We start from the raw sequence: 16,297 nt of genomic DNA on the forward strand, positions 1-16,297 counted from the left end.
GCCGCAGGCGATCCGCATGACGAAAACCCGAATCCTGATTGGGCAGAGTGCGCCGCTTACGGTATACTCCACGGTTTTACTTCTGACTAAAAAACATCAACTTTGACCATTACGAAACTTGCATGGCGTGACCTGGTTCCGGATACCGAGAGCTATCAGGAGCTGTTTGCACAGCCAGACCTCACAAAAGAACACGAATTCATACTTAGCGATACACAACCGCGTTTGCATTACGCGCTGGAGCAGATGTCATCCCCATGGGCTACATCTCCTTTCATGCTGCTCAAAGCCCCGGAAGAAGCCGAGTATCTGACGCTTCTCGGTGATGCCATGCGCCAGTTGCAGCCAAAAACGAATGCCGTTTTTGGTGGCCAGTATCATATTGCCGGACGTGACGTGACGTACGAACCTGCCACGCAGGCAGACGGACAGTTCGCTGCAAAAGGCGAGGTGATCACCGCCAACTGGGTGGAAGCAGAACAGCTGTTCGGCTGCCTTCGTCAGTTCAATGGCGATGTGTCACTGCAACCGGGGCTGGTACACCGCGCGAATGGCGGCGTGTTGCTCATTTCCCTTCGCACCCTGCTTGCTCAGCCTCTGCTGTGGATGCGCCTGAAAACGGTGGTGACGCAGCAACGTTTTGACTGGGTAGGCTACGACGATTCGCGTCCGCTGCCTGTATCCATTCCGTCTATGCCGCTGTCGCTGACCGTCGTGCTGACGGGCGACCGTGAATCTCTGGCTGATTTCCAGGAAATGGAGCCAGAACTCGCGGAGCAGGCTGTCTATAGCGAATTTGAAGATAATATTCAGATCGCCGATGCCGATGACATGGCGCAGTGGTGTCAGTGGGTTATGGCCGTGGCGGAACGTTTCGCACTGCCCTCGCCTGCCGAGGATGCGTGGCCGGGCTTAATCCGCGAGGCCGTACGCTACACTGGCGATCAGGAAACCCTGCCGCTCTGCCCGCTCTGGATCGGTAAACAGCTGCGTGAAGTGGGGGTTATCAGCGGTAACGGTCCGTTTACCGGTGAGCAGCTTAGCCAGATGCTGGCCCAGCGTGAATGGCGTGAAGGTTATCTTGCTGACCGTATGCAGGATGAAATTCTGCTGGAACAGATTCTGGTGGAGACCGAAGGCGAACGTATCGGGCAAATCAACGCCTTGTCCGTCATCGAGTTCCCCGGACACCCGCGCGCCTTTGGTGAGCCTTCCCGTATCAGCTGTGTCGTACACATTGGTGACGGCGAATTTACCGATATCGAACGCAAGGCCGAACTGGGCGGAAACATTCATGCCAAAGGCATGATGATCATGCAGGCGTTCCTGATGTCTGAACTTCAGCTCGAGCAGCAGATCCCCTTCTCTGCCTCGTTGACCTTTGAGCAGTCCTACAGTGAAGTCGACGGCGACAGCGCCTCAATGGCGGAGCTGTGCGCCGTGATCAGCGCGCTTGCAGACGTGCCGATTAACCAGAATATTGCGATTACCGGGTCCGTGGATCAGTTTGGCCGTGCCCAACCGGTGGGCGGACTGAATGAGAAAATCGAAGGCTTCTTCGCAATCTGCCAGCAGCGCGGTTTAAACGGCAAACAGGGCGTGATTATTCCGGCACCTAACGCTCGCCATTTGAGCCTGAGCCAGGCGATTCTGGATGCGGTAGAGCAGGAACAATTCACCGTCTGGGCCATCGAAGGGGTTGAGGATGCACTACCCTTACTGACAAACCTGGTCTGGGACGGCGAAGGCCAGACAACCCTGATGCAGACCATTCAGGAACGTATAGCTCAGGCGACACAGCAGGATGCTCGTCATCGTTATCCGTGGCCGTTACGCTGGTTAAGTTGGTTTAGTGCGAACTGATCGGACTTGTTCAGCGTACACGTGTTAGCTATCCTGCGTCCTTCACTAAAATAAGGCTTACTGAGAACATGGTAGATAAACGCGAATCCTATACTAAAGAAGACCTTCTTGCCTCTGGTCGCGGTGAACTGTTTGGCGCGAAAGGCCCGCAGTTACCAGCCCCAAATATGCTGATGATGGACCGTGTCGTGAAAATGACCGAAACCGGCGGCAACTTTGATAAGGGTTACGTAGAAGCAGAACTCGATATCAACCCGGACCTGTGGTTCTTCGGTTGCCACTTTATTGGCGATCCGGTAATGCCTGGCTGCCTGGGCCTCGATGCCATGTGGCAGCTGGTTGGCTTCTATCTGGGCTGGCTTGGCGGTGAAGGCAAAGGCCGTGCGTTGGGCGTAGGCGAAGTGAAATTCACCGGTCAGGTTCTGCCTACCGCGAAGAAAGTCACCTACCGTATCCATTTCAAACGCATCGTTAACCGCCGCCTGATTATGGGCCTGGCGGACGGTGAAGTGCTGGTAGATGGTCGCCTGATCTATACCGCGAACGACCTGAAAGTGGGTCTGTTCCAGGATACCTCCGCTTTCTGATAACGGCTTTTAGCCCCATCCAGAAAGGCGAAACCTCCGCATTGCGGAGGTTTCTTTTTAAAGAGACGGTATCAAGCAAGTACTGCCCTGTCTCCGATGGCTTCTCGCCAGCCCCCTAGCCATTGGGACCTTTGATTCAGGGCCTGATAGGGACACATTTCTTTTGAACGTCCGGCGATGCCAGCCTGATAACCACGTTGATGAGCCCTTTCCAGGCGATCTCGTTTCTGTCTCTTCATGCCTCGTTTCCCTCATTCTTTTGTCTGGTGGAAAGAAAACAGTGGTTGCAATATGTGCAAGCACAGTTAACGAATACCCCGAATCGACGTCAGCGTCAACGTTCAAAATTCATACGGGTGTCATATTTGTGAGCTACATGGAAGATCGTTTGTACAAAAAATGTGACGCGGGACAAGTAACAACCTGAACGCAAAACGAAAAAAAAGCCGCAATCAGCAAGAAGCTGAGTGCGGCTTTCGTCGATGAATTTTACTTATGGCAGGCGGGAAATCTCTCTTGCGATAGCAGCCGACTCCTGTGCCCATCCCTGCGCAAGTACTTTCACCATTTCGTCATAGCCATCTTTCTGCTGCTTGAGTTCAAGATGGAAAGGACGCTTAATCAGCTGACCCTGGTGATTCAGCAGCCACTCCCCGCTGATAACAACAGCACCATCATAGCGGCCATGGAATCCCGTCACGTTAACATTCAGAGTGTCCTGATCGCTTCCCAGAGGCTGCGAGGCAACGACCCAACCGGGGAGCTGGCTGCTCAGATTCGCCACCAGCGTATTGCGTAGCTGCTGATCCAGCGGGCTGGCCCACAGGTTATTGTTGGCGATTACGTACTGCACATCGCTGGTCTGGTAGACCACCCCGTTGCCCGCCAGGTAATCTGGCACGGCAACCTGTTCAACCCACAGCAGACGGCTGCCCTGCGAGGTGCTGCTCTGCGCACCGGACTGGGCGCTTAACGGCAGCTGGTAGTAGCTTTTGTTATCGCTTCCAGAGCTACAGGCCGTTAATACCAGTGCGCCTGCGATGATTAGCCATTTTTTCATTGTTTCGCCCTCTTAGGCTCAGGATCCTTTTTGTCTTTCGCTTCAAACACCAGTGCGTTGCTCTTTTCATTGAGCGTTTTCAGAACGGGCTGTAGCTCGCGTAAAACCTGATCAAGACGTTGCATATCCGCCACCATCTTGTTGTAGGCCGCTGAGCCCGGCTGGAAGCCCTGCATACTACGATTCAGTTCGCGCAACGTTTTCTGCATATCCTGCGGCAGCTGCTGCATGGACTGGTTAGCGGTGATCTTGTTGATATTATCCAGCGTGGTTTGCAGACGTTGCATCGTTGCCTGGCTCTGATGCAGTGATCCCGTCGCAGCTTCAAGCATTGGATTCAGCGGCAGATTGTTGATCTTATCCAGCGTTTCCATCAGGCGCTGTTGGATCTGCGCCAGGCCACTGCTGACCGTAGGAATGATTTTGTAGCCACCAAATTCACGGATACCCGTCATTGGTGGCGCTTTTGGATAGAAGTCCATATCGACATACAACGCCCCTGTGACCAGGTTGCCGGTTTTCAGCGAGCCGCGCAGCCCGCGATTCAGCAGGTCGCTGATATGCTCCCCAATATCCTGGTCCTCGCCTATCTGGTTAATCAAACGCTCAGGCTCAATGCGGATCAGCACCGGAATACGATAATCATCATCAAGCATCTGCTTCAGTCCCGGAACAAAGTAAGGCACTTGTCCCACTGTCCCCAGACGAATACCGCGGAACTCAACTGGCGCCCCTGGCTGCAAGCCGCGTACAGAGTCCTTAAAGAACATCAGGTAGTCGATGTGATCGGTATAGAGCGCATCCTGAATGCTTTTTTGATCGTCAAACAGTCTGAAGGCGGTTTTCTCCGCCACCGGTTGTCCCAGATCTATACCTTCCGGCACGTCAAAACTGACGCCCCCACCAAACAGCGTGGTGAGTGAACCCATCTCAACGCGCATCCCCGCAGAGGTGAGATCTACCGCGATCCCGCTGTCTTTCCAGAAGCGAACGTTGCTGGTCACCAGGCGGTCATTAGGCGCGTTGATAAATAGCTGATAGCTGATGGTCCGTTTTTGCGGATCGAAGGTGCTTGTTTCAACCGAACCGACGCGATACCCACGGAACAGCACCGGATCGCCCGGCGAGAGCTGGCCCGCTTTTTTACTGTCCAGAATAACGCGGATCCCTTTTGCATCCGGTGGCGCAAGCGGCGGTGAATCCAGCAGCTGATAGTTTGCTGGCTGGGCGCCTTTGTTGCCGGGCTGGAGTTCAATATAAGCCCCGGACAATAGCGTCCCTAAGCCGCTGATCCCTTCTCTACCAACCTGCGGTTTCACTACCCAAAAAACAGAATCTTCATGGAGCAGTTTTTCCATGCCAGCATTCAGGCGGGCCTTGATTTCAACATGGGTTAAATCATCCGTCAGGGTCGCGCTTTCCACGACACCCACATCCACGCTGCGGCTCTTGATGGTGGTTTTTCCGCCCTCAATCCCCTCTGCATTGGTGGTAATTAGCGTGACTTCCGGTCCCTGATGGCTGTAATGATAAAACAGGATCCATGCACCGATCAGCGCGGTCACGATGGGGAAAATCCACACCGGCGACCAGTTTCTGACCTTCTGCACTTTAGCCTCTCCACTCTTATTTTCCATGCTCTTACTCTTCCTCATGGCTTGAATCGGGCTCACGATCCCACGATAAACGAGGGTCGAAGGTCATGGCCGCAAACATGGTCATAATGACGACCAACGCAAACATCAGCGCTCCCATAGCGGGATAAATACTCATCAGCCCCCCCATACGCACCAGCGCTGAGAGAACCGCAATCACGAACACGTCAATCATCGACCAGCGGCCAACAAATTCCACGACCTCATAAATCAGATGCATGCGCTCGCTGTCTCGCTTACCGTGCCCTTTTGCATCCCAGCAAAGCCAGGCAATGGCAATCATCTTTAAGGTCGGAACCATAATACTGGCGAGGAATATGACGCCTGCTACAGGGTAAGATCCCTCGCTCCACAGCAAAATCACCCCGGCCAGTATGGTCGAGGGCATTCTGTCGCCGAGCAAATCGGTGATCATGATCGGCAAGATATTGGCGGGCAGATAGAGCATGACAGAGGTCACCAGCAGCGCCATGGTCCATTGCAGGCTATTTTTGCGCCGGACGTGACCTTTTGTTTCACAGCGCGGACACACCTCGACATCCGCGGGCAGCACGGCGGTGCAGCACGAGCAGGAGCGAAGCCCCTGACGGATACCCGGTACGCCCACCTTTACCGTCTGCGAGAGCGTCGGCGCCGGGGCAATATCGTCCCAGGCCCAGCGTCGGTCCACGCACTGGAACGCGCGCAGTTGCAGCACGCAATACAGACACCACGGAATAAAGCTGCTGCCAATCCCCACATCGCCGTAGGCCATCAGCTTCACGAAGCTGACCAGGATACCCGCGAGAAAAATTTCCGCCATCCCCCAGCTTTTCAGCTGGAAAAGGATCCGCGCGAGTTTGATTTTAAGGACAGTGGGCATCCTGACGCGGTTGACCAGCAGCAGAATGACGACCAGGCAAAAAGCCGGGACGATCTGCACGAACAGAAGAAAGAAGGTGCCAAGGCTGGCGTAATCTTCCGAGAACATCACGCCAGGAATTTCCAGTAAATCTACCTGGCTGGTCATCCCACCTACTTTCATATAGATGAAAGGGAAGAGATTGGAGAGCAGTAACATGAATAAGGCTGCCAGCGCATAAGCCGTAGGACGCTGCCTTGGCGCGTCCCACTCGGTCGTCAGCGTAGCGCCGCAGCGCGGGCAGGCAGCCTTATGTCCGTGACCAAGCTCTGGCAACGCCACGAGCATATCGCATTGCGAGCATAATATATGCCGATCGGCATGGTGCTGGTCACACATAGATTATCCCTGTTTATGCGCCGTTTTTCAGAGACTCAAGGTACTCCCAGCGCTCAAATGCCTCTTCCAGCGCCTGTTCAGCTTGGGAGAGTTCAGCCAATACTTTCTGAGTATAGTCGTGAGGCTGCGTAAAGAATGACGCATCAGCGACCTGGATTTGCAGTGCTTCCAGTGCAGCTTCCAGCTCTTCCAGACGCTGCGGCAGCCCCTCCAGCTCGCGCTGCAAGTTATAACTCATTTTAGCAGGAGACTTTTTGACAGTTTCTGCTTTTGCAACAACAGGTTCAGCGACATTTTTGGTCTTCGCCTGTTTTTGCGCCAGCGACTGTGATTGCTGTCCACGCGCGTCATGATAGCCGCCTACATATTGCCCGATGCGTCCTTCGCCTTCGAAGATCCAGCACTCGGTCACGGTGTTATCGACAAACTGACGATCGTGGCTGACCAGCATCACGGTTCCCTGATAACCATCAATCAACTCTTCCAGCAGTTCCAGCGTTTCGACATCCAGATCGTTAGTCGGTTCATCGAGAATCAATAAGTTACTGGGTTTCAGGAACAAACGCGCCAGCAAAAGACGGTTACGCTCACCGCCGGACAGCGCGCGCACCGGCGTCATGGCGCGTTTCGGGTGGAACAGGAAGTCCTGAAGGTAGCCCAGCACGTGACGCGGCTTGCCGTTAACCATGACCTCCTGTTTGCCCTCAGCGAGGTTATCCATCACCGTACGGTCTGGATCCAGCTCTGCGCGGTGCTGGTCGAAGTACGCCACTTCCAGTTTGGTACCGCAGTGGATACGACCGCTGTCGGCCTGGAGCTGACCGAGCATCAGTTTCAGCAGCGTGGTTTTACCGCACCCGTTCGGGCCGATCAGCGCAATTTTGTCGCCGCGCTGAACCTGAGCGGAGAAATCGTTTACCAGCACTTTGCCGTCAACCGAATAATTCACGTTCTCCATTTCGAAGACAATCTTGCCCGAGCGGGACGCCTCTTCAACCTGCATTTTGGCGCTCCCCATGACTTCACGGCGTTCGCTACGTTCGCGGCGCATCGCCTTGAGGGCGCGAACGCGGCCTTCGTTACGGGTACGACGGGCTTTGATGCCCTGACGGATCCAGACCTCTTCCTGTGCCAGCTTGCGGTCGAACTCGGCGTTTTGCAGCTCTTCGACGCGCAGGTTCTCTTCTTTCTCCAGTAGATAGGTATCGTAATCGCCCGGGTAAGTCACCAGCTTGCCGCGGTCGAGGTCGACAATGCGCGTGGCCATATTGCGGATGAACGAACGGTCGTGGGAGATGAAGATAATGGTGCCGTTAAAGGTTTTCAGGAACCCTTCCAGCCAGTCAATCGCTTCGATATCCAGGTGGTTCGTCGGTTCGTCCAGCAGCAGCACCTTAGGCCCGCTCACCAGGGCACGGCCCAGCGCCGCTTTACGCAGCCAGCCGCCGGAGAGCGCCGACAGCTCCATATCCGCTTCCAGGCCAAGCTGGGCCAGCACTTCATTAATGCGGTTTTCCAGCTGCCACAGACCGTGGTGATCGAGCATCTCCTGCACTTTTGCCAGCTCGTTGAGATTCTTGTCGCTCGGGTCCGTCATGACCAGATGCGAAATCTCGTGGTAACGCTTGAGGTATTCCGCCTGCTCTGAAATCCCTTCGGCCACAAAATCGTAAACGCTGCCGGTGACGTTACGCGGCGGATCCTGTTGCAGACGAGAGACGATCAGATCCTGCTCGTAAACAATACGGCCGTCATCCAGCCCCTGCTCACGGTTGAGGATTTTCATCAGCGTCGATTTACCTGCGCCGTTACGGCCCACCAGACAGACGCGCTCGTTATCTTCGATATGCAGCTCTGCATTATCGAGAAGCGGTGAGTCGCTGAAAGAGAGCCACGCGCCGTGCATACTAATTAAAGACATTTATTTTTCCTTTCAGACCGCGGAGATCAGCCAGCAGTTGTGGATTTGACGGTTACGGGCAAAGTCCTGAGACAGCGTTTTTTGGCTGATTTCTTGTGCTTTCAGTCCCAGTTCGGCCAGGCCGTCGTGATCCATGCGGAATCCGCGCTTGTTGTTCGAGAACATAATGGTGCCGCCTTTACGCAGCAGGCGTTTCAGGTCGGTCATCAGGCGCAGGTGATCGCGTTGAACGTCAAAGCTATCCTCCATACGCTTGGAGTTAGAGAAGGTCGGCGGATCGATAAAGATCAGGTCAAACTGCTCGTCGGTATCGCGCAGCCAGCCCAGCACGTCGGCCTGTAACAGGCGATGCTGACGACCGGTTAAGCCGTTAAGACGCAGGTTGCGCTCTGCCCACTCCAGATAAGTTCGTGACATATCTACCGTGGTGGTGCTACGCGCGCCGCCAAGCCCCGCATGAACGCTGGCGCTGCCGGTATAGGAGAACAGGTTCAGGAAGTCTTTGCCCTTGCTCATCTGGCCCAGCATGCGGCGGGCGATACGGTGGTCGAGGAACAGACCGGTATCAAGGTAGTCGGTCAGGTTAACCCACAGGCGCGCGTTATATTCGCCCACTTCGATGAAGTCACCCTTCTCGCCCATCTTCTGATACTGGTTTTTGCCTTTCTGACGCTCACGGGTTTTCAGCACCAGCTTGTTTGGCGAAATGCCGAGTACGGCGATGGTGGCCGCAATCACATCCAGCATACGCTGACGCGCTTTTTGCGCATCGATAGTTTTCGGCGGGGCGTATTCCTGAACCACTACCCAGCCCGCATAGCGGTCAACCGCCACGTTGTATTCCGGCAGGTCAGCGTCGTACAGGCGATAACATTCGATGCCTTCCTGCTTTGCCCACTTCTCAAATTTCTTCAGGTTTTTGCGCAGGCGGTTGGCGTAATCTTCCGCCACGCCTGACGGTTTGCTATCCGCCGCTATCTCTGCCAGATGGTAGTTTTTCTGCACGCAGTCCAGCGGGCCGTTTTTCGCCTTGAACTGGCGATCGGCACGCAATTGCAGGCAGCTCAGCAGCTCCGGCGAGGCGCTAAACAGGGAGAGGTTCCAGCCGCCGAAATGCGCTTTCATGTTGCGGCCCAGCAGGCTGTGCAGTGCAATCAGCGCCGGCTCGCTGTCCAGACGCTCACCATACGGCGGGTTGCTGATCACCGTACCGTACGGGCCTTTTGGCAACGGGTTGGTCAGGTTCGCCACGTCTTTCACCTCGAAGGTGACCAGCTCGCCGATACCGGCACGACGGGCGTTGCTGCGCGCACGTTCAATCACCCGTGCATCGCTGTCCGAACCGTAAAAGTGAGAGGTGTATTCCGCCAGCCCTTTACGGGCGCGGGTCTGCGCATCGTCTTTGACCTCTTTCCAGATGGCCTCATCGTGCTGCGCCCAGCCTTTGAAGCCCCAGTGGCCGCGGTGCAGCCCTGGCGCACGGTCGGTGGCCAGCATCGCGGCTTCAATCAGCAGCGTACCGGAACCGCACATCGGATCGAGCAGCGGCGTACCTGGCTGCCATCCGGAGCGCATCACGATAGCGGCAGCCAGCGTTTCTTTGATCGGCGCCATCCCGGTGCGATCGCGATAACCGCGCAGATGCAGGCCTGCGCCGCTCAGATCAAGGGAAATACTGGCCGTATCGCCGTTCAGCCAGACGTTGATACGCAGATCCGGGTTTTCACGGTCAACGTTCGGACGTTCTTTATTACGACGCGTGAAGCAGTCCACAATGGCATCCTTAACGCGCAGGGCACCGTACTGGCTGTTGCGGATCTCATCGTTGACGCCGTTGAAATGCACCGCAAAGGTGGCGTCCGGGGTGAAGATCTCTGTCCAGTCGATCATCTGTACGCCGGTGTAGAGATCAAGATCGCTGTAGACCTTGCACTCTTTCATCGGCAGCATGATGCGCGACGCCAGACGGCTCCACATCAGGCTCTGGTAAATAAGCCGCGTGTCGCCCTCAAAATGGACACCACCCTGAACCACCCGGCACTCTTTCGCGCCCAGGGCTTCCAGTTCAGTTTTTAACAGCTCTTCCAGCCCACGGGCCGTACTGGCAAACAGAGAATTCATATCGTCACTTTTACTCATAGAAAATTGTCGCGCATTATAGCTAATATGGCGTGTATGTCATAAAGTTGAAGGCTTATTTTCTTTAGCGGGAGTGTGTAGTGGCGACGTTATCGAGGCTTTTTATTCATCCGGTGAAATCGATGCGCGGTATCGGCGTGACTCACGCGCTGGCCGATATGAGCGGATTCGCCTTCGATCGTATTTTTATGGTCACCGAGCCTGACGGTACGTTTATCACCGCACGTCAGTTCCCGCAGATGGTTCGCTTTACGCCTTCCCCGCTTCATGACGGGCTGCATTTGACCGCGCCAGACGGTTCAAGCGTCGTGATCCGCTTTGCTGATTTTGCGCCGCTTGATGCGCCAACGGAAGTGTGGGGCAATCATTTTACCGCGCGTATCGCGCCGGATAACATTAACCAGTGGCTCAGCGGCTTTTTCTCCCGTGACGTTCAGCTGCGCTGGGTTGGGCCTGCGCTGACCCGTCGCGTGAAGCGCCACGATGCGGTTCCCCTCTCCTTCGCGGATGGTTTTCCCTTTCTGCTGACCAGCGAGGCCTCGCTGCGAGATTTACAAAAACGTTGCAAAGCCAGCGTGCAGATGGAGCAGTTTCGCCCGAATCTGGTGGTGACCGGAGCGGAGGCCTGGGATGAAGATACCTGGAAAGTCATCCGCATCGGCAGCGTTATTTTTGACGTGGTGAAACCGTGCAGCCGCTGTATTCTCACCACCATTAGCCCGGAGAAAGGCCAGAAGCATCCTTCCGGTGAACCGCTAAAAACCTTGCAGTCATTTCGCACCGCGCAGGATAAAGGTGATGTCGACTTCGGCCAGAACCTGATCCCCCGCTCCAGCGGCGTGATCCGCGTGGGCGACGAGATCGAGATCCTTACCCGAGGGCCTGCCAGGGTGTACGGCGCAGGTCAGGAAGAAGAGATGGTTGACGTGGTAACCAACGTCGCTTCCGCGGTGGATATTCACTGGGAAGGCAAAGTTATCCGTGGTAACAATCAGCAGGTGCTACTGGAACAACTGGAACAGGCGGGTATCCGCGTACCGTATTCCTGTCGCGCGGGGATTTGCGGATGCTGTCGCATTAAACTGGTCGATGGTGAAGTGAGTGCCTTGAAGAAATCTGCGATTGGCGGTGACGGCACGATCCTGTGCTGTAGCTGTGTCCCGAAAACATCCGTACAGCTGGAAGCTTAAACCGCCTGTTCGAGGCTGAAGGAATCAACGCGCAGCTGTGGCTTCAGCCTGTCGTTCATCACTTTGATGGCATCACCTAACTGCATAACTCGCCCGGCAATGGTCACGCCGGGTTGGGCCAGCAAACAGAGCGCAGCGTTTTCACCGGGTTCAACCACCAGCAAATTCACCTCCTCTTCGGTATCGCTCAGATTGACGCTCGCCGCATCGCCGATAGCCGGGGTCCAGCTCATGCCGTGCGCAAGGAAATGCCAGCTTTTCGGCATTTGCGGTTTCAGGAAACGGATCGCCACCAGCGCGTTTAATACTAGTTCAGCGCGCTGTTCTTTGGAGAGATCGAACTCGCGGCATTTTTCTTCGAAAGAGAAATAGAGCGCGGCATCGTCAACGCAAAAGCCTGAGGGAGCAAACGCGTCTGGCGTTAACATTCGGCGCGCAAAACGAGAGCGAAACAACATGCCATTGGCTAAGTCGAGCATCATACGGTCATGCTCTTCACAAAAATACCAGCGCCAGTTATCGTCAGGTTTAATTCGCATGTTTCTCTCCCGTCCCCTAAACGTCCTGTACTAAAAATGTCCTGTTTGCCGCTTCGCTTATAACACTAGTAATAAAAGACTATAATGTCTAAATAAGCAACAATGACGGAATATAAAACAACCAGGGCTGGAAATAAAGCCCTGGTTGTCTGATTAAGAGAAAAGATTAGATATGCGTGACGATTTCTTTAATCAGCGGCGGCCCTTTAAAAATAAAGCCGGAATAAATTTGCACCAGCGATGCGCCTGCCGCCATCTTCTCACGTGCAGCGATGACGGAGTCAATGCCACCCACGCCAATAATCGGCAGCTGGCCTTTTAATTCCGCGGAGAGTGCGCGAATAATTTCGGTGCTTTTTAATTGTACCGGACGGCCACTTAATCCACCCGCTTCGTCACAGTTTTTCATTCCCTGAACGAGAGAGCGATCGAGTGTCGTATTGGTCGCAATCACACCATCAATATTATGGCGAACTAAACTGTCGGCAACCTGGATCAATTCTTCTGCCGAAAGATCCGGGGCGATCTTAACCGCGACCGGAACATATTTATGGTGGATCGCCTGTAGCGCCGTTTGTTTATTTTTAATGGCGCTAAGAAGATCGTCGAGCGCTTCGCCATATTGTAATGAACGCAGCCCTGGGGTGTTAGGCGAGGAAATATTCACCGCAATATAACCGGCATAGGCATAGACTTTTTCCATACAAATCAGATAGTCATCTTTACCCTGCTCGACCGGCGTGTCTTTATTTTTGCCAATATTTATACCCAGCACGCCATCAAAATGGGCTTTCTTAACGTTCTCAACCAGATGATCGACGCCAAGGTTATTAAAGCCCATGCGGTTGATCAGCCCTTCGGCTTCAACCAGGCGAAACAGACGTGGCTTGTCATTTCCCGGCTGCGGACGCGGCGTTACCGTCCCGATTTCGATCGAGCCAAAGCCCATCGCACCGAGTGCATCAATGCATTCGCCATTTTTGTCCAGACCGGCCGCCAGGCCCAGTGGATTTTTGAAAGTCAGGCCCATGCACTGAACTGGTTTTTCCGGCACGTTTTGACGCACCAGCGCGGCCAGAGGCGTTCCTGTAATACGGCGTAACTGCTGAAATGTAAATTCATGAGCGCGCTCAGGATCGAGCTGGAAAAGGGCTTTACGAACGAAGGGGTAGTACATGAACTCTCCTGGATTCCCGGTGTGCAAACCGGGAGGGGATTATGTGCGATCCCGCCCTGAAAGGGAATTGACCTGTGGCAAAAAAGCCACGTAAAACGCAATCGTTTACTTATCGGTTCGCTTCTTATGCATTTTTCTGCATTCATCCTGAGGATAAATCATTTAGTGGAATAACCACGCAATGTCACACTCCTGAAAATTGTTATGAATGTTAGATAAAAGCAAACAATTAGTTATAAGGAGCAACCATGCGCGTCATTACCCTGGCCGGAAGCCCCCGCTTCCCCTCTCGCTCCAGCGCACTGCTGGAATACGCTCGCGAAAAGCTTAATGCTCTGGATGTCGAAGTGTGTCACTGGAATTTGCACAATTTCGCGCCTGAAGATCTGCTCTACGCCCGTTTCGACAGCCCGGCGTTGAAAACCCTGATCGAACAACTTAAGAGTGCTGACGGGCTGGTCGTCGCGACACCGATTTATAAAGCTTCTTTTTCCGGCGCACTGAAAACGCTCCTCGATCTGCTGCCCGAACGTGCGCTGGACGGTAAGGTCGTCCTGCCGCTGGCCACAGGCGGTACGGTAGCCCATTTACTGGCGGTGGATTATGCCCTCAAGCCGGTTCTGAACGCGCTGAAAGCACAGGAGATCCTGCATGGCGTCTTCGCTGACGACTCACAGGTAATCGACTACCAGCATAAACCGCATTTCACGCCGAATCTGCAAACCCGCCTCGACAGCGCGCTTGAAACCTTCTGGCACGCCCTGAATCGTCGGGATCGCCACGCGGCGGCATTTCATCAATCACAAGGAGTGGCGCATGTTTAAAACAGTTACCCGTATCGGGCTGGCAGGTCTGCTGGCAGTGGCGTCGCTGGCTCAGGCGACGGAGAAAGCGCCGGAGAGCCTGCGTATCGGTTATCAGAAAGGCAGCGTCAGCATGGTGCTGGCGAAAAGCCATGCGTTGCTGGAGAAGCGTTTCCCGGAGACCAAATTCTCATGGGTCGAGTTCCCTGCCGGACCACAGATGCTGGAGGCGCTGAACGTCGGGAGTATTGATTTAGGCAGCACCGGCGATATCCCGCCGATCTTTGCGCAGGCGGCCGGGGCGGATCTGGTTTACGTTGGCGTTGAGCCCGCCAAGCCGAAGGCAGAGGTGATCCTTGTGCCGGAAAACAGCGAGATCAAAAGCGTCGCCGATCTTAAAGGCCACAAGGTTGCTTTCCAGAAAGGTTCCAGCTCGCACAACCTGCTGCTGCGCGCGTTGCAGGAGGCCGGTCTTAAATTCACCGATATCCAGCCCGTTTACCTGACGCCTGCCGATGCGCGCGCGGCGTTTCAGCAAAAAAATGTTGATGCCTGGGCTATCTGGGATCCGTATTACTCCGCCGCACTGTTGCAGGGCGGTGTGCGGGTGCTGAAAGACGGCACCACCCTGAAGCAGACCGGTTCGTTCTACCTGGCGGCACGTCCTTACGCTGAGAAAAATGGCGCATTTATTCAGCAGGTGCTGGATACCTTCTCTCAGGCCGATGCGCTGACCCAAAGCCAGCGTCAGCAGAGCATCACGCTGCTGGCAAAAACCATGGGCCTGCCTGAACCGGTGATCGCCACCTATCTTGACCACCGTCCTCCCACCACCATAGCACCGGTTGACGCCCACGTTGCCGCTCTCCAGCAGCAAACGGCAGACCTCTTTTATCAAAACCGCCTGGTTCCAAAGCAGGTGGATATTCGCGAACGCATCTGGCAACCCGCTGGCATTGAAGGAAAAAAATCATGAGTCTGAATCTTTTCTGGTTTTTACCCACCCACGGTGATGGACACTATCTTGGCACAGAAGAAGGCGCCCGCCCGGTCGATCACGGCTACCTACAGCAGATCGCCCAGGCGGCAGACCGCATCGGTTTTACCGGGGTGCTGATCCCGACGGGCCGTTCATGTGAGGATGCGTGGCTGGTTGCCGCGTCAATGATCCCCGTCACCCAGCGCCTGAAATTCCTGGTAGCCTTGCGCCCGAGCGTGGTGTCGCCCACCGTCGCGGCGCGTCAGGCGGCAACGCTGGACAGGCTTTCCAACGGCCGTGCGCTGTTCAACCTTGTGACGGGCAGCGATCCGCAGGAGCTGGCGGGGGATGGCGTTTTCCTCGATCATACCGAACGCTATGAAGCCTCCGCAGAGTTCACCCGCGTCTGGCGACGTCTGCTGGAAGGGGAAACCGTCACCTTCGAAGGGAAACATATCCACGTTCGCGATGCGCAGCTCTACTTCCCGCCGTTACAGCAGCCTCGCCCTCCCCTCTATTTTGGCGGATCGTCGGACGTGGCGCAGGAGCTGGCGGCTGAGCAGGTCGATCTCTATCTGACCTGGGGCGAGCCACCGGAGCTGGTGAAAGAGAAAATTGCTCAGGTACGCGCTAAAGCCGCAGAACATGGCCGTACGGTGCGCTTTGGTATTCGCCTGCACGTGATCGTCCGCGAAACCAACGACGAGGCCTGGCAAGCCGCCGACCGTCTGATCGCTCATCTGGACGACGATACTATCGCTAAAGCACAGGCGGCGTTTGCCAAAACCGACTCCGTGGGCCAGCACCGGATGGCCTCCCTGCACAACGGCAAGCGTGAAAATCTTGAGATCAGCCCGAACCTGTGGGCCGGGGTGGGTCTGGTGCGCGGCGGCGCCGGCACGGCGCTGGTCGGCGACGGTCCAACCGTAGCGGCACGCATTAATGAATACGCGGCGCTGGGGATCGACAGCTTTATCCTGTCTGGCTACCCGCATCTGGAGGAGGCGTACAAGGTGGGTGAACTGCTGTTTCCGCACCTGGATGTCGCTATCCCGGAAATTCCGCAGCCCCGCCAGCTTCAGTTACAGGGCGAAGCCGTGGCGAACGCGTTTATCCCGAGAAAAGTCGCGCAAAGCTAAGGAGC

General features: G+C 55.3%; 14 protein-coding genes. 6 read left to right on the forward strand and 8 right to left on the reverse strand.

Annotation, left to right across the window (positions count from 1 at the left end; genetic code table 11):
- Positions 1–102 precede the first annotated feature (102 nt).
- Complete coding sequence (locus tag AM329_RS09155) at positions 103–1,863, forward strand: Lon protease family protein (protein ID WP_032608967.1); 1,761 nt, start codon at positions 103–105, stop codon at positions 1,861–1,863.
- A gap of 68 nt (positions 1,864–1,931) precedes the next feature.
- Complete coding sequence (fabA, locus tag AM329_RS09160) at positions 1,932–2,450, forward strand: bifunctional 3-hydroxydecanoyl-ACP dehydratase/trans-2-decenoyl-ACP isomerase (RefSeq protein WP_000227926.1); 519 nt, start codon at positions 1,932–1,934, stop codon at positions 2,448–2,450.
- Positions 2,451–2,521: 71 nt separating this feature from the next.
- On the opposite strand, the gene rmf is transcribed toward fabA, so the two are convergent.
- The 6 genes from rmf to rlmKL all read right to left on the reverse strand — a co-directional run bounded on the left by rmf (position 2,522) and on the right by rlmKL (position 10,447).
- Positions 2,522–2,689, reverse strand: coding sequence for a ribosome modulation factor (gene rmf, locus AM329_RS09165; RefSeq protein WP_003858162.1), 168 nt, complete (start codon positions 2,687–2,689; stop codon positions 2,522–2,524).
- A 254-nt stretch (positions 2,690–2,943) separates the two neighbouring features.
- On the reverse strand, positions 2,944–3,510 hold the full coding sequence (gene pqiC / locus AM329_RS09175) for a membrane integrity-associated transporter subunit PqiC (protein WP_017384809.1): 567 nt from the start codon (positions 3,508–3,510) through the stop codon (positions 2,944–2,946).
- Positions 3,507–5,147, reverse strand: a complete 1,641-nt coding sequence (gene pqiB, locus AM329_RS09180) for an intermembrane transport protein PqiB (RefSeq protein WP_003858166.1) — start codon at positions 5,145–5,147, stop codon at positions 3,507–3,509. Before pqiB ends, pqiC begins: the two co-directional genes overlap by 4 nt.
- A 4-nt stretch (positions 5,148–5,151) precedes the next feature.
- Complete coding sequence (gene pqiA, locus AM329_RS09185) at positions 5,152–6,405, reverse strand: membrane integrity-associated transporter subunit PqiA (protein WP_017693685.1); 1,254 nt, start codon at positions 6,403–6,405, stop codon at positions 5,152–5,154.
- A gap of 13 nt (positions 6,406–6,418) precedes the next feature.
- Complete coding sequence (locus AM329_RS09190) at positions 6,419–8,326, reverse strand: ABC transporter ATP-binding protein (RefSeq protein WP_006809352.1); 1,908 nt, start codon at positions 8,324–8,326, stop codon at positions 6,419–6,421.
- 12 nt (positions 8,327–8,338) lie between these two features.
- Positions 8,339–10,447: a bifunctional 23S rRNA (guanine(2069)-N(7))-methyltransferase RlmK/23S rRNA (guanine(2445)-N(2))-methyltransferase RlmL gene (gene rlmKL / locus AM329_RS09195; RefSeq protein ID WP_032610195.1), complete on the reverse strand. Its 2,109-nt coding sequence runs from the start codon at positions 10,445–10,447 to the stop codon at positions 8,339–8,341.
- 98 nt (positions 10,448–10,545) lie between these two features.
- Here rlmKL and AM329_RS09200 point away from each other — a divergent pair, with 98 nt between their 5' ends.
- Positions 10,546–11,655, forward strand: coding sequence for a YcbX family protein (locus AM329_RS09200; protein ID WP_003858174.1), 1,110 nt, complete (start codon positions 10,546–10,548; stop codon positions 11,653–11,655).
- Here AM329_RS09200 and zapC read toward each other — a convergent pair.
- Both zapC and pyrD read right to left on the reverse strand, forming a co-directional pair.
- Positions 11,652–12,194 (reverse strand): cell division protein ZapC, encoded by a 543-nt coding sequence (gene zapC, locus AM329_RS09205; protein ID WP_022650736.1) that lies wholly within the window; start codon positions 12,192–12,194, stop codon positions 11,652–11,654. The genes AM329_RS09200 and zapC overlap by 4 nt on opposite strands.
- A gap of 166 nt (positions 12,195–12,360) precedes the next feature.
- A complete protein-coding gene (gene pyrD / locus AM329_RS09210; RefSeq protein ID WP_015570907.1) occupies positions 12,361–13,371 on the reverse strand; it encodes a quinone-dependent dihydroorotate dehydrogenase in 1,011 nt (336 codons plus the stop codon).
- A 248-nt stretch (positions 13,372–13,619) separates the two neighbouring features.
- Between pyrD and ssuE the strand changes: the two genes are divergently transcribed.
- From ssuE to ssuD, 3 genes are read left to right on the forward strand one after another with little or no spacing between them, the layout of a single operon-like run.
- Entirely contained in the window at positions 13,620–14,195 is a 576-nt protein-coding gene (gene ssuE / locus AM329_RS09215) for an NADPH-dependent FMN reductase (protein WP_003858180.1), read from the forward strand.
- The gene (locus AM329_RS09220; protein ID WP_032608966.1) at positions 14,188–15,150 is read left to right on the forward strand and encodes a sulfonate ABC transporter substrate-binding protein; all 963 of its coding nucleotides are present in this window, start codon (positions 14,188–14,190) and stop codon (positions 15,148–15,150) included. Before ssuE ends, AM329_RS09220 begins: the two co-directional genes overlap by 8 nt.
- Positions 15,147–16,292, forward strand: coding sequence for an FMNH2-dependent alkanesulfonate monooxygenase (gene ssuD, locus AM329_RS09225; protein WP_003858183.1), 1,146 nt, complete (start codon positions 15,147–15,149; stop codon positions 16,290–16,292). Before AM329_RS09220 ends, ssuD begins: the two co-directional genes overlap by 4 nt.
- The last annotated feature ends 5 nt before the right edge of the window (positions 16,293–16,297 follow it).

This window comes from Enterobacter cloacae complex sp. AR_0002, assembly GCF_001922365.1.
Taxonomy (GTDB): Bacteria; Pseudomonadota; Gammaproteobacteria; order Enterobacterales; family Enterobacteriaceae; genus Enterobacter; species Enterobacter hormaechei_C.

Bases quoted from the DNA above. Each gene is read 5' to 3' on its own strand.
- fabA (WP_000227926.1), top strand. From the start codon at position 1,932: ATGGTAGATAAACGCGAATCCTATACTAAAGAAGACCTTCTTGCCTCT.
- rmf (WP_003858162.1), bottom strand. From the start codon at position 2,689: ATGAAGAGACAGAAACGAGATCGCCTGGAAAGGGCTCATCAACGTGGT.
- pqiC (WP_017384809.1), bottom strand. From the start codon at position 3,510: ATGAAAAAATGGCTAATCATCGCAGGCGCACTGGTATTAACGGCCTGT.
- pqiB (WP_003858166.1), bottom strand. From the start codon at position 5,147: ATGGAAAATAAGAGTGGAGAGGCTAAAGTGCAGAAGGTCAGAAACTGG.
- pqiA (WP_017693685.1), bottom strand. From the start codon at position 6,405: ATGTGTGACCAGCACCATGCCGATCGGCATATATTATGCTCGCAATGC.
- AM329_RS09190 (WP_006809352.1), bottom strand. From the start codon at position 8,326: ATGTCTTTAATTAGTATGCACGGCGCGTGGCTCTCTTTCAGCGACTCA.
- rlmKL (WP_032610195.1), bottom strand. From the start codon at position 10,447: ATGAATTCTCTGTTTGCCAGTACGGCCCGTGGGCTGGAAGAGCTGTTA.
- zapC (WP_022650736.1), bottom strand. From the start codon at position 12,194: ATGCGAATTAAACCTGACGATAACTGGCGCTGGTATTTTTGTGAAGAG.
- pyrD (WP_015570907.1), bottom strand. From the start codon at position 13,371: ATGTACTACCCCTTCGTTCGTAAAGCCCTTTTCCAGCTCGATCCTGAG.
- ssuE (WP_003858180.1), top strand. From the start codon at position 13,620: ATGCGCGTCATTACCCTGGCCGGAAGCCCCCGCTTCCCCTCTCGCTCC.
- AM329_RS09220 (WP_032608966.1), top strand. From the start codon at position 14,188: ATGTTTAAAACAGTTACCCGTATCGGGCTGGCAGGTCTGCTGGCAGTG.
- ssuD (WP_003858183.1), top strand. From the start codon at position 15,147: ATGAGTCTGAATCTTTTCTGGTTTTTACCCACCCACGGTGATGGACAC.